At 52.0% G+C, this 14,629-nt stretch carries 8 protein-coding genes; 1 reads left to right on the forward strand and 7 read right to left on the reverse strand.

Annotated elements, in window-relative coordinates; genetic code table 11:
- Positions 1-14: 14 nt before the first annotated feature.
- The 6 genes from ACFQ03_RS12390 to ACFQ03_RS12415 form a co-directional block, all read right to left on the reverse strand.
- Complete coding sequence (locus ACFQ03_RS12390) at positions 15-1,154, reverse strand: glycosyltransferase family 4 protein (protein ID WP_379288419.1); 1,140 nt, start codon at positions 1,152-1,154, stop codon at positions 15-17.
- Between the two features lie 538 nt (positions 1,155-1,692).
- Entirely contained in the window at positions 1,693-1,860 is a 168-nt protein-coding gene (locus ACFQ03_RS12395) for a hypothetical protein (protein ID WP_379288421.1), read from the reverse strand.
- Between the two features lie 181 nt (positions 1,861-2,041).
- Complete coding sequence (locus ACFQ03_RS12400) at positions 2,042-2,764, reverse strand: YheC/YheD family protein (RefSeq protein WP_150960165.1); 723 nt, start codon at positions 2,762-2,764, stop codon at positions 2,042-2,044.
- A gap of 11 nt (positions 2,765-2,775) precedes the next feature.
- Positions 2,776-4,458, reverse strand: coding sequence for a GMC family oxidoreductase (locus ACFQ03_RS12405; RefSeq protein WP_379288424.1), 1,683 nt, complete (start codon positions 4,456-4,458; stop codon positions 2,776-2,778).
- Positions 4,459-4,790: 332 nt separating this feature from the next.
- Positions 4,791-11,687 (reverse strand): SpoIID/LytB domain-containing protein, encoded by a 6,897-nt coding sequence (locus ACFQ03_RS12410; RefSeq protein ID WP_379288426.1) that lies wholly within the window; start codon positions 11,685-11,687, stop codon positions 4,791-4,793.
- A gap of 386 nt (positions 11,688-12,073) precedes the next feature.
- Positions 12,074-12,280: a helix-turn-helix domain-containing protein gene (locus ACFQ03_RS12415; protein ID WP_144935191.1), complete on the reverse strand. Its 207-nt coding sequence runs from the start codon at positions 12,278-12,280 to the stop codon at positions 12,074-12,076.
- A gap of 186 nt (positions 12,281-12,466) precedes the next feature.
- On the opposite strand from ACFQ03_RS12415, the gene ACFQ03_RS12420 reads away from it, so the two are divergent.
- A complete protein-coding gene (locus ACFQ03_RS12420; RefSeq protein WP_379288428.1) occupies positions 12,467-12,919 on the forward strand; it encodes a helix-turn-helix domain-containing protein in 453 nt (150 codons plus the stop codon).
- A 978-nt stretch (positions 12,920-13,897) separates the two neighbouring features.
- Here the strand turns inward: ACFQ03_RS12420 and ACFQ03_RS12425 are convergent.
- On the reverse strand, positions 13,898-14,629 hold the full coding sequence (locus ACFQ03_RS12425; RefSeq protein WP_379288430.1) for a hypothetical protein: 732 nt from the start codon (positions 14,627-14,629) through the stop codon (positions 13,898-13,900).

A 14,629-nucleotide genomic window follows, 5' to 3' on the forward strand; every position in this document is an offset into this window, starting at 1 on the left:
GGCGTAGACAACTATTACCCCCGGGCCTCGGGACGCCGGTATTCTTCGTATACCTTGGCCAATTGGCGAATCACCCGCTGCAGTGAGTAATTTGACTTGGCCTTCTTCTCCGCCAGGCCCGCCATCCGGGAGCGCAGATCGGGCTCCTCCATCAGCTTGGCGAGCGCCTCCGCCAGAGCTTCGGCATCCTCGGGCGGGACTAGAAACCCGTTCCGTCCATGCTCGATCTGCTCGGCGATTCCCCCGACATTCGTTCCGACCAGCGCAAGCCGGCAGAGAGCCGCTTCCGCGAAGACGGAGCCGAAGGCCTCGGCACGGGAAGGCAGCACGAAAATATCAAAGAACGGCATAAACTGTTCCGGATGAAGCATATAGCCGTAGAATATAGTTTCCTCATACACATCAAGATCAACAGCCATCCGCTCCAGCTCCGGCCGGTATGGTCCGTCTCCAATAATATGCAGCACGAAGGAATGACCGCGCTTCTTCAATTCCGAACAGGCTGCCAGCAATATGTCCAATCCTTTGGCCGGAACCAGACGGCAGACCGTAATCAATTGAGGAACTTCATTCTCATGCGGCATGGGACGAAATCTTCTTTCATCGAACCCGTTCGGAACGACTCTGATTTTGTCCGGCTCCTGCACATAATGGGACAGGTAGCTTTTAAACGATTCCGATACCGTTAATATTTGCTCCAGCTTCACTTCCAGCTCATGATACAGCGAAGTCAGGAAACGATGCTCCGGCCCGTCCGCCTCGATATGCCCGTTCAGCACCAGCTCTCTCTCGTAGCTGGAATGGATGGTCAACAGAACCGGGGTCTCCGGAAAAAGCTGGCGCATAGCCAACGCGGCAATCGGATGATGGGCGTGGATGAGGTCATAGCGCTGACGGATGCGCAGCATTGTCCACCAAACGTAATCTTTATAGGTTTGAATATATTTATCAACAACGGGATGGCCCCGGTAAGCCTTCCAATCGAAGGTGGCGAACTCCACCGGCTCGTTACCTTTCCCCCTAAGTCTCCTCGGCAGGTAGAACAGTTCCATTCCCCAGCTGTTTCTGACAAAACGCTCCTTCATAAACGGAATCATCGAAGATACTCCCCCGGGCTGCTCCGGCGGGAAAAATAATGCTTGCAGTACGTTCATGAGAATCCTCCTAAAAGTCTGGTGAATGATTAGAACACTTTACGCCAAGTTCGGACCGCGAAGCTAACTTGTCTGCACAATGTAAGGCGATGCTCGGCCCTTAGAGACAAGTTTGGCTTCCTGTCTCTTTTATCTGCGTGATGTATGGTGATGTTCAGCACATCAAGGCATGTTTGGGCTTCCTTCCTATCAACTGAACAGCCGAAGGATGGCTTCAAATGACAAGCAAAAATGCATGTCAATCAGCGTGATATCGCCAAACATTGCCGAAGACGAGCAAACCTGCAGGTAAATCCCCGGAAAAGACCAAAATCAGTTAAATGCCGAATTCAACTGCACTTTCGCATGTCTTTGGCCGATTTCAACCGAATTTCTTCCAAAGACCTGCATTTTTGCCGGTTCTTAACGATGCTTCAATAAGGTTTGGTGATATGACTGTACTTCGATCCTATGTCTGACCTTCGAGCGCCACACTGGAAAGACTTCGCCCGATAACTTCGCTTAAAGGCAAAAAACAAACGTTCGCTTCTTATCATATCTATTGTACTCTTCCGGGACAGGATTGGAAAGTCGGCTCTCCAGCCAAATGACTGCCCGGAACCCCATCCGGCGTCAGTCCGATTTGGTAAGCCAAGCCCTCGTTCAAAAAATATTCTTCAAATATTAGTGTATGCGTTTGCTCCTTGGCCGTTTGCCCTCTTTCCAAACGCTCTCCCGTTCGTATGGACCGTTTACAGTCTGACATAAGGAGATACCCAGGATAAAAAATCGAATAGACTGAAAGTCTTTGGGCGGTTTTTCCGGTGGAAATTATAAGCACAGGGCGTTTAATCCGACCAGAATAATGAAACGGCGGAGGGCCGTTACAAGGCCAGAAGGGCACCTTTTCAGGTACCCTTCAATAATATAAGCGGCCGCAGGCTCGGCTTAAAATTGGCTTCTATAATCCAGACGTTAGCATCATGATCCAAGCCGATATCGAAGCCTATAATATTCTGCGCAGCATAAACATTGCCCAGTTGCTTTGACGCGGTCAAACAGACTTTCTTGATTCGCTTTAATAATTTTTGAGTTGGAACGGGTTTCATAAGCGATTGTTCAATCGCGGCTTCAACCGGAAGCAGGGTTCCGGACACGTTGGAAACGACATAATCTCTCTCGGCTACCTTGGCGAACATCCCCGTTACTTTCCAGGGAGATTGTTTCTTCCTTTTTACCATAACTCTTATATCGAACGGCCTTTTGTTAATTTCTGCTAATGATATTCGGCGCTGTACAATATATCTCCGGGCATTCGTCAATTTCTCAAGCTGATCGGAAACAGATCGCTTTCCGTCCACAATTATTTTCTTGTTTTCAATATGAATTGCAAACCGATTTTCTTCCAACCGCGATACTTGAATTACGCCGCGGCCGGAATGTCCGAGGTAAGGCTTAAGCATAACTTTTCCGTATTTGTCGATAAAGTCCCATAAAACTCGTTTTCTAAATTTTTGCGTTGCCGGTAAAAAAGGCTCGAGTTCATTCATTTCTTTTAAAACTCGGAATTTAGCCCATTTGTGTTGAGCAACCATTTTTGTCTTAGTCTTTCTCTTTCGAATGGCTACCACCTGCTGCGCTTTCACTTATTGGCGCGAATAAAGCGTACCGCATTCAACCCGATCATTTGGGCAGCAGCGGATGGATTGCCGTCCGGTAGAAAAGGCGTGATTGATAGGTCGGCAACCTTAAGATTTTTCGTACCGAATACATTTAGAAACCCATCGACAACTCCTTCTCGAATATTTCTGCCCATCCGGCATGTGCCCCCAAAATGAGTGAAATTGACATAAGAAGCCTTCACATAGTTCGCGAGAAGGTTGCGTTTTTCATTTTCATTTGCTAAATGGAATATATTTTCGGGAGGGTATACGACCTTATAAATGCCGCCCGGATCAATTTCCCGAGCTCTTCGCATAATTTCGAACGTTTCTATCAATTGATCCACTGCAAAATCTAAATCGTCAGGATCTTCTAACGGATTAAAGCGAATCAACGGATAAGCCTCCGGATCACTGTGTGCAATGGTAATCGAGCCTGTGCTCTGAGGATTAACATCCAAGATCGCAAGACTCATGATATTGCTCCGTTTTGCGGGGTTAAATTGCCATTGATTCACGAATATATCTTGAGCCGGGATAAAAATCGGCAGTGGAAGGCCAATAATTTGAAGACGTCGCCCAGGTCCTCTATCCTTTTTGAAAGCGCCAAGCGCTACCGGCTGATCAGGGTCGGCGGACAATACTTGCGTTAGCCGGCTTGTTTCAACTTCAACCCCCATTGCGATAGCATAGTGGGTTCTAAGATTGTGACCGACATACGGGCTCTCTACCAAGGTTGATATACCCGCCTTGCTTAGTTCCTCCGTTCTGCCAATGCCCGAACGCTGCAAAATGGTGGATGAAAATATCCCCGCCGATACGATAATTCCTTTTCTGGCAAAGGCTCTTTGTGATGATCCGTCCCTGACAAATTCAACTCCAACCGCAATATTGGTCCTCTTCTTACGCCTAAACAAGATTTTATTTACGGTTGTTTTTGCAAAAATGAGCAGTTTCCTCTGTCCAACACCAACCTCATCCGATTCGAATTCATTTCCTTGCGTGACAATTTTACGATTTAAATATCCGGTTGTCGTTGATGAACGGGCAAACCTGCCGTTAACTTCCCGTTGGATAAATTGTGATTTGAAAAAAGTACAATCTCTGATGCCCGTATTATAATCCTCAACAATCGGGATATTCAATACGTCTGAAGCGGCCTGGGCCAATGAATAGACGATCCCCCGATTAGGAATCCTCTGCTGCCTGATGAAAATCGGACCATCCGTCCCCCGTTCGCTCGGATTTTGGGTTTCTCCCGTATAAGTTTCGTTTTGTTTAAATAAAGTGCGCACTTTCTCGTAACTCCATTGGTTTCCGAAAAGATTCGCCCACTCATCGTAGAGGTTGCGGCTCCCGCGTACCGCATACATAAAATTATGTTGGGAGCTTCCTCCAATGACTCTTCCGCTCGCCAATTTAAGCTGGCGGCCGATATTTTCTTCGATGGCCGAGAAAGCGTTAAAAGAAAGAATGTTGTCGTTTGCCACAATACTTGCTGTTTCAAGAGAAGGGCTTTTGTTCGGCATATTAGTTCCCGCTTCCAGAACGAGCACGGAGGTCTTCTTATCGTCCGTTAACTTTTTAGCGATTACCCCTCCGGCCGTCCCCGCTCCAATCACAATATAATCGAAAGTATTGTCAGAAGGCGGTCGAATTCCCATAGGTTATACACCCCGTTTTTTCATTTTCAATGATTCACATTATTCATCATCGGAGTGAATGTTGCCCAGTCCTAGGGATGGAAGGAAAAGAATTGATAAAAGCTTGTTTGGCCGTTAACGAGGAGCTTGATTAAGCGGCTATTAACACGATGGACAGCTCAAGCAAGAACATTGCTTTGATCGCCATGCCGGATGATGTTTGGCCCGATTGATCGCGACTAAAAAATCTCCATAAAGAAGAGGACTTCCATCGAAGTCCTCTTCCAAGACCGCTATAACGAGATTGCTATCGGCGAAACAGGTCCTCTCCGCAACTTCAGCGGCAGAGAGGATTATTTGTTGCGGCCAGGGGGCGCCTTGGTGACATTAAGCTTCTCTGTGACCTGCAGGCCGCCATATTCGACCGTAATGGTCGTATTTCCTTTGTGCAGGGCGCGGATTAAACCTCCGTTATCCACCGTGGCTGTATCTGGGTCGCTGCTCGTGAAAGCCGAATCGGCAGTAACCGTCTCCCGGGTCCCGTCGCTGTAGATAGCCGTAACCACGATCTGGAATGTCTCACCTTCCTTCATCGGCTTCAGCTTGCCTATATCCAGCTTCTGCAATTGAACCCGCACTACAAGCTCTGCTTCCGCAACCCACTCCCGATATTGCGCTCGGATCGTAGCAACTCCCGGTTTAAGTGCAGTGATCCTGCCTTTGGAATCGATCTTGGCTATTTGAGGATCGCTGCTTGTCCATTGCACACCCTTCGATACCGTCTCCGAGGAACCGTCAGCATGAATCAATTTCGCTTCAATCTGGCGCTTCTCGCCCGCATTCATCGCCGACAGACCTATAATTTCGAGGCGGGTCTCCGGCTCCGGGGAGATCACCGTCAGGTTGTAGCCTGCTGTCTGCCCGGCATATACGGCGGATATGACCGTCTGTCCCGGACGGAGAGCCGTCACCAGACCCGTCTCGTTGATGGAGGCCACCTCCGGACGGCTGCTGGAGAAGGTGACTCCCGTCATAACGGGATGTCTCGACCCATCTCCATAGACGGCCATGACGACGGTCTGGCTCTGCTCTCCCGGCCGCATCGAACCGAGTCCGCTTATCTCCAGCTTGTTCAGGGATAATGTAACCGTCAAGCGGTAGCTGACCGTCTGCCCCTCATATTCGGCAGCTATCACCGTCTGTCCCGGACGGAGAGCCGTCACCAGACCCGACTCGTCGACGGCAGCCACCTCCGGATGGCTGCTGGCGTAGTTAACGCCTTCCGTTATTACTTCCATCGTGCCGTCCGAATAGTAGGCTGTCACCTCGGTCTGGCCTGTCTCTCCCGCAACCAGCGAATCGGGACCGGACAGTTCAATCGATTCCAGCTGCCTGGAGGGACCGTAAATGGGGACCAGATTCATATTCGGATAATACGTGGTCAGAATCCGGTCATAGCTCCAGCCTCTGCCGCCTAATAACGAGGCGCCGTACTGGCTCATGCCCACACCGTGACCGTTGCCTCCCCCGTAGAATGTAATGCGCACGATGTCTCCCTGCCCGTCCCTCTCCAGATCGAAAGTGAAGAAGGCGGAATACAGGATGCTCGGATTTCGTAACGTTGCCGCCGGATCGTAGTCGGCTGATCCTCCCTTGGCCCGGTAAGCGAAAATATCGCCGCCGCCCGTGTACGCTTGACTTGGGCGAATGGTAAAGCGGATGTTAAATTCCTTGACAATTTTATAGGTTCCGCTGCTGCCTTCCACGACAAGCTCCATAATATTACCGCCCGCCCCCCGCTTGGCCACGTACATATTGCGGAGGCTTCCGATGCCTCCTGGCGGAATCGGCTGGCTGGCGAAGCTTCCGTCCGGCTGCATGGTTAAGATAAACAGCGGGTCCGCCGCGTACCGGTCGGGCAAATTCCGGTTGATCGTATTCTCCAGCTCCTGCCTGGTCAAGCCGACCTTCCAGCGGAAATAGAGGGAATCCGAATCGTATCCGGTATGCGACAACGTTTTATAAAACTCGTTGATTTGCCGCTCGTTGGCCGTATCGATCCTCAGCATTTCCCCGGGGTCGGACGGATCATACGTATAGCTCTGAGCGGTCAAATAAGGGGCCGGCGTGCCCGGGAATGCATTGGAGGGAGGCGCATCCGCCCACACCTCATGCCTGGAGGCCCCGTATCCTCCCGATGTGGAGTAGAACCGGGCATCCACAAGCTCGTTGCCGCTCTTCATCACTATCCCGGCGGTTTCGTTAACCGCCTGGGTCGTCAAACCATTCTCCGCACTGTTGTTATACACCTGGCTTAGCGTGCTGTCGTCGATATGGAAGCCGCGATCGGCAAACCGGCTGTTGTAATAATCGGTCAGCGCATAGGTCCGGGCCGCTACGGCCTGGGCCTTCAGCGCTTCGAGCCCGAAGGAAGCCGGCATCTCGCTCGGAACGACCTGATACAAATACCGCTCCAAGTCGATATCGTTAATTAATCTTAAAGCATCTTTGGCAGGGGTCAATGTCATTTCCAGGGTTCCCCGGTACTGCGGCTGCCCCTGCGAGCGGCGGATGCTGCTTACCTGAATCCGCGAATCCTCCCCGGCCGGATGGGCATACAGCCGGTTCGCCGTTCGGTAGAGCTCCGCTCCTCCATAGTGAACAACGGTCTGACCGCCGCTTACCGTGAGTGCGGCCGGGCTGTTCGCGGCAATATCGAACGTTACGCCCGCTATTTTGTCCTCCAGCCGGAAGCCTTCCTTGGCCACAAGCTCAATGCGGCTGTGGTTAAGGGTCGTCAGGTCGGCAATATTACCGATATCGGTGCGGATGCCTACCCGCATGCGGCCCGGCGGGGTCTCCCCTTCGATCAGGAGCTTGTAAACCGCCCCCGAGCGGTTAATGAACGCAGTAACATTCTCCGCTCCGACTCTTACATCGTTTAACGTCCTCTCCGCCGGCTGTCCTTGCCCGGTTTGGAATACTTTGAAAGTTTCGGTAAGAGGCATTGCCCCCGCAAACTCTAATTCTATCGCTCCGGCGGCAGCATCTACAGCCATCACCTTCTCCTGCAGAGGAACGCCGGTATAAGGGGAGACGATGAGCGTATAAGTCGCGCTCCATGTCCCGTATTCCGCCGTAATAACGGCTTCCCCCGCCTGCCAGGCGCTGACCAGTCCGTCATCGGACACTTCGGCCACCAGGTCGTTGCTGCTGTGGAAGCGGACATCCCCGGACAGCTTCACCCGGCTGCCGTCGCTCAATAACTGCCAGACCTCTGCCTGCGCCGTATCTCCCGCCTCGAGAGGCTCGAGACCCGTCAGCTCGAGGCCTATCGGCTCTCCTCCGCTGACACGCAGGGTCTTCTCCGCTTTCGCCCACCCGGATTTAACGGTGATGACCGCCTCGCCGGTTGAATGGCCGGTGACTCTGCCTTCCGAATCTACCGAAGCTACCTGCGGATCGCTAGTCTCCCATTCAACTTTAAAAGGAGATTGAACCGGCATCGTGATCGGCTGATTGGTGCTGGTCATGAAATGTCCGTCCGCCCGCAGGGTTACCGTCTCGCCTCGCTGGATCGTATCCGGCGCCTGAACGAAATCGATGCGTTCGAGAAGCGGGATGACATCCCAGCTCAGCGAATCGTCTTCGACGTGAACATTCAAGTAATGATAGAACCCGCCCTTGTCGGGGGAGATATGGGTATACTTGCCGCCCCCTCCCGAGACGATATAGTGCACTCCCTGAACCTGCTTGTGGAGGTATGCATGCAAATCTCCGCTGAACACAATTAGGTTCTTGCTCGGGTGCGCGGCCTTATACGTTCCCAGCAGATCATACAATCGGCCGGCTTCCTCACTGTTTTGAAAACCGTGCCCTGTGTTGAGGTTTTCACCGTCCGCGGTAATTTCATCGGGCGGGACATGCATGATAATTATGATGTTGTTCTGCTCCGTGTCCGCCAGCGTTTCCTCCAGCCACGGCCACTGAGAAGCGTCCGAATTGGAAATCATGCCGGAGGCCGTATCCAGTCCGATGATTCTCGTATTGCCGAAATCATACAGGTAGGTCGTATCGCCGAATGTACTCTGATAATTCACTCTGGACCCGGTTCCGGATATTTCATGATTGCCGATGCTGACCAGATAAGGCATCCGGAACAGATTCATATTTTCGATTGCGATAGCGTAATTCTCCGGGGTGTCGTTCTCCACAATATCTCCTGTGTAGCCAACCAGCTCGGAATCCTCCCGGTTAATCCGGGCAATTTGCTCCCGCAGAAGAATATCCGCAGCGGTCTCCCCTTGCCCGGCCGTATAATACCCTCCATCTCCGATGACGCTAATCTGGAACCGGTTCGGATCATTCGGTTGTCCGGGAAGCCGGCCGATGGTGAACGACCACTCCTGTTCCGCCCGATTGCCGCTCATATCCGCGGCCGACAGCCTGACCCTGTGCGTCGTTCCCTGCTGCAGCTTGTCCGGAACCGTATAATATACCGTGCTGCTCGCTTCATCATATCGATGGGGGACGGCCGTTCCGTCCAGCTCCAGCGTGATGCTGCCGGAATCGATCCCCGACTTGTCATCCGTCAGCTTGACGGCGATTCTCGGCTGATCGGTGCGGGTACGGATGCCGTCCATCGGACTGATGACGCTGACGGTCGGTGCTTCCCTGTCGGGGGCCGTGTCGATGCTGAAGGTCCAATCCGCATTCGGCACCGCCGGATTTCCGGCCAGATCCGCCGCTTCGATGACTACGCGATGCTCGCCGTCCTTCAACGCCTCTACGGGGGTATAGCTTACCCGTCCGCCGGCTTCATCGAACTCATGGGCGACGACCGTCCCATCGAGCCGCATGACGATCGAGCCGCGATCGACTCCCGTTCCAGCGTCCTTGACCGTAGCCGCAATGATCGGCGTTCCCGTGGAGATCTGACTGCCGGGCTCCGGAGTCCGGTCACTGAACACGGGACCTTCCAGGTCTTCTCCGGTCTCGCTGTAGATGGAGCGCAAATGATCGAAATAAATGGCGCCCGCGTTTTTATTGGCATTGCTTGTTTCCACGACATAAATCTGGGTAAGCTTGAGGGGCAGCGGCATTCCCGCGGGGATGTCCGCAGTCACATATTTCCAGCCGACCCAATTCAACTGACCCGAGCCTGTAAAATCTATCGGCTTCTTCGTTCCGTTGCCATCCTGAATTTGGCCTCTCAGCCAATGCTTGTTGCCGTCTCCATATACCCACAACCCCAGCTTGATCGGATAATCCTCCAGCGTCCTTCCTGCCGCTCCGTTCTCCCGGAAATTGATGTACGCGGCGGAGGTCCCGCTCGTCCCTGTAAAATCATAGGTCAGCTTGACCGCATGAGCGCCTACCCGTACCGGATTGGGGCGGCTGGACAGCTCCAGCTTCACCGATCCCGGAACCGCGTTAACAAGCGACGGGACTAAATCGTCCAACGCTTCGAAATCCTCCACCAAGACGGGGGGCTTGCCAATATGAACCACCGCCTCGGCCGAAGCCTGGCCAATGGATACTATTACTTTGCCGGAAGCAGATTCGTTACCGGCCGTCAATTCTCCCGACGGAGATAATGTGCCAAGATTGCCTTCCATGCTCCAATTCAACCGATCCGGCGATAAAATCACTTCCTGGCCATTCGCATCGTAACCGCGCACGCGGAACGATTGCTTATCCCCAGGATTGATCACCGCGATGGATGGTATAAGCTCTATTCGTTCCACTTGCGTAACCACCTGTATATTTACTTGTGCTGATATTTCTCCTAAGCGGACAGTTACCTGTCCTTCCGCGGGCGTTGCCGCCGCAGTAAATCTTCCCAGCGAATCTATCGTCCCAATGGCGGCATCCGCTTCCCATGTCAGCTGCGAAGAATCGACGGGTATGCCGTTGTAAAACTCATCCTGTCCCTTGGAAGTAAATGAAATGCTGCCTCCCGCGATCACCTTGACCGGCCCTTTGGGGGCAGGAAGCAAAGTGGACAGTTCCTTAACGGGGGCCGTGGACAAAACAACCAGGGAATTGGAATTGGAACGCTCGTAGCCGTCGGACGGGCGATTCAGAACAGACAAGCTCTGATCCCCCGGCAGACGGGCCGCATAGGTGGTCGAGCCTCCGCCGTCCACATTCAGAGCGAATTCCATCCCTTCCTCCTGCAGAAACAGCGCTCCTTCCGCAAGCGTAACCCCGTCTGAATACCCGGGCTGGCGGCCATCGAACGTGTACACGTACAGCTTCCCCTGCTTGACCGCGACGAAAGTGCGCGGGTGGCGGTCTTTATCCGCAAGCGCCTCGGGGGTGGCTTGTCCGTTCCTGACCAATAATACACTGCCGGAAACCAGTTGCAGGGCTTCGTTCATTCCTTTGGTAAATTGAACATCCAGCTCTACCCGGCTGCCGGGTGTCAGCTTGCGGCGGGCCCACTCCGCCTTGCTGCCGGTTGCGGTGACGACCAGCTTGCCGCCCGGAATCGGCTGATTCCCCCCCTCTACAACAGCTTCAACCGTTCCCGAGAGTGGAATGCCGGGCTGCAGCACGGACCCGGCCGGATCGGGAGCGATAATCACCTCCACGATCTGTTCGCCAACCGATTTGGTCGTGGAACTGAACCGGTCCGTGAATACGAAGAGATGATTAGACAAGGCTGCCGTCACCGCACGGTTCACTCCGGAGATGACCGCCGTCTCCCCGTCCTCCGCCTTGACAGAAGCGGCAAGCTCGACCTCGGTCTCGATCCGCACTGTGCCGTCCTTCATCTGAGCCAGCACGTTGCGCCGAGTGGAAGGGGCCGTAATAACTTCTCCCGCGCTGATCTGGTGACCCGTCGGTATACCGGCGAAATTCGGATCCGTATTGTAGAAATCCATGTTGAAAGCCGCAACCGCCCTGCGGCCCTCGCTTTCCGCCAGCTTCGCCTGATTGCGCACCGTATCCAGGGAGACTACCTTCCCTTTGGGAGAAGTCACCGCCAATTCAAGGAAGGGTTGGGACGGATCAATCTCCATCACCTTAACCTCCTCGACATAAATTCCCCCCTCCAATGTCATTTCCTTATGATAAGCACCCGGAGCTACCGGAAATTCATCCTGACGGACCGGATGAAAATCAGGCGTTTGCGCATAAGATCGACCTTGAGGAAAACCGGCCAGCAGGCCTCCTACAGCAAGTACCAACGATAATAAGACCATCAAAGATTGTTTTGCGAACCTGGATTGACGATCATACATGATCTCACTCCTCCATATTTTGTTCTGCTTCAATCTCCTCACATGATGATCAGCATATCAGTCACAATAAAAGACGGCGAAACTCGAAACGGCTCCAATTTCACCTCCCGCTTCACGAAAATGTTTTAATGATGAACTGCAAATCCTTGATACCGCTTACAATATGTCCCAATACTATTGTATTTCTAAAGAAACTATATTTCAACAATAATTTTACAATTTGAAATAAAATTAGATAATGGAGAGATGAGCTCAGATGTCGGACCACCGATTGCATGATTGCTAAGAGCTCGTTATCCCACGCGGAAAGCCGGTAGAAAGCAACAAAGGATCCCATGTTACTAGCGAGGAAAGATAGAGGGGAAGAAATTCATGGCGGCAATGAATTACTTAATAATAAACAACTCATCCATCGGTATTTCCAGTACATCGCTCAGCTTCTTGGCGGCGGCTGGTCCGACCGACTTCTTCGATCGCTCCAGCATACTGATATAGGTGTGACTCAGGCCGGAGCGCCTGGCCAATTCACGCTGAGACATTCCCTTCATGATTCGGGTTCTGGCAAACAGATTAGGTCTGGCAATGATTTTCAAGCAATCTCCTCCAACTGTTCCCATTTTTGTTCCTATTATACTGGATTATATTTACTTTTGCAATCATTTTAGTTTACTAGTGTAATAAATTTTCGCAATTTGTCAGATTGATTACACAATTGTAAACTTTTATGTTATTATTGTTAACTAACGGAACCTATTTCTATCAAGGAGAAATGGAAGAGCATGTTCTATGATAAACTTCGCCAAATGCGTAAAAGGAAAGGTTTTACTATTCGTGAAGTCGCTGACCGTTCAGGGGTATCCCCTTCCTATATATCCCAAATCGAGAATGGACAGCGGGGAATTCCTTCTCCGGAAATATTGCTGAAATTGTCCGCCGGACTCAATACCTCCTATGCCGTTCTCATGCAAGAAGCGGGCTACCTGCAGCCCGAAACCGAGCTCGTCCCGCCACCCCAGGCACCGGTTAATTTACGCCGCTTTATACGGGAGAACGAGCTCGAATTCGACGGAATACTGCTTTCCCCGGAGGATAAAGAATGGATCGAACGAATACTAAGCGCCCTGTTCTGGAAGGAAAAGAGAGCACGGGCGGAGCAGGAGCAAGCAGCCTCCGCGGACGCCGGGAAGCATGTACAGGACCGAGACGGGGTCCCTGACGGAACGTCCGAATGATTCCCCCATCGACAGGTAATTCCCCGCTCAGGCAACAGAGGGTGGAGGCTCCCCTCAAAATTATATCCCGCAAACTGACGAGCAGCCTTTGAAGCTTATTCCGGGTACTTTGCGGGGAGCCCTGTAATCCCCCACAAAGGGACGAATGCCTTCGAGGCGTATTCCGTCCGCACTCCAATGGAGTCGACGTCTAACCCTCCCTCTAAAAGCGGTCGCTCTTCATGTTGTGGGGAATGCCGTAGTAAAGAACTATATGTGAGAACCGGCCTGAACCGACAGAACCGTGAAAGCTTCGAAAAAAAGCGAGTCTAGTGTTCAATTTTTCAGTCACATTCGCTCTTCTCTTTCATCGCTGCCCATTGGAGCAAATGTTGAGCAAGAGAAGGGGTGGCGCGCTGCATCCGGGTCGGTAAAGACGTCGCAAAGACGAGCAAAAGTGCATTAAAATCCAGCCTTTTTCCAAAAAGAAGGCGAAAGACGCTCAAATGTGCGCGTCTTTTTGCCAAAATGGAGCCATTTCGCAAAAATCGCCCCAAAGACCTGTATTATTGCTCTAGAATTAGGCATGACGCCGTTTTTTCGGAAAAAGACCTGCGCAATTGCTTTCGAATGAGCCACCGCGAGGCATTTTTTCCGAAAAAAACCTGCGCAATTGCTTTTGAATGAGCCCGCCGCGAAGCTTTTTCCGAAAAAGACCTGCAGTTTTGATCGTCTTTAACTCACTCCGGCAGACGACCGAGGCTGTCCCGAAAAGAGTTCACATAAAACGTAAGTCCCCGGTGCTGAAAAATCGCAAACTGGATATAGGGCCAGCCCTGTGAGTACAGGTGAAAATCGGGTTTCATCGGAAGCTTTTTTGCGAATCCGAAAGTTGTTCCATTTTTTATCGCTAAAAGAATTGATAAGAAAAACCCCCTCTCCCGGAGGAGAAGGGGTTGCAACGGCGGAATCTATGGGTTCTCGCCATTAATGACCTATTTAGATTTGAACAGCATCGCCAACCCGGGCTTCCGGGGAAACGTCCAGCGAGTCCATATATTCCACCCGTTCAATTTGACAGCCGGGGCCAATTTTGACCTGCCCTCCACGAACGATTTTCGCTCTGGTGTTCTCCAGATAAACATTCGTTCCTTCTATTAAATCGGAGGTCAGCATATGCTGCCCTTGGAACAAGGACAGCAGGGCCCGGATCAAGCCGGGCTGGGAATGGTGCGAATAAACGGATATCGTCTCTCCGCCTATCTCATTGGCCCTGCAAGGCCCGTACAGGATAATGTCCGCGACATTCGCGTTCAGCTCCTTGCGAATGTTCATGCTGCCCTCCAGCCGGAACTCCTCGGTCTCGATTTTGTCGGCTTTGATGCTTCCACGTATGTGAATATCTTCGCTTCTCACCGATTGGGAACAGGTAAAGGCGCCGCTTACTTTAAGCCTCTCCATATGAACATTGCCCTTCGCGCGGATAGACCCGCTTACCTCACAGGATTCTCCACCCAGATGGTCATGGAAGCTGCAGCTTCCGCTAACATTAAGCTCCTTGATGACCGCCTTGCCCTCTACACTGCCGGAACCGGAAATTTTGACCCGGTTCGCCTCTATTTCTCCGCCGATCTTGCCGGAGCCCGAAATTTTAACTTGATTGTACCGGCCGCCCAATAGCTTGCCGCTTCCCGAAATCTTAATATCTTGTAAATCCGTCGTTGCTGTCAA

The organism is Paenibacillus residui, assembly GCF_042677205.1.
In the GTDB taxonomy this organism is placed as follows: Bacteria; Bacillota; Bacilli; order Paenibacillales; family NBRC-103111; genus Paenibacillus_L; species Paenibacillus_L residui.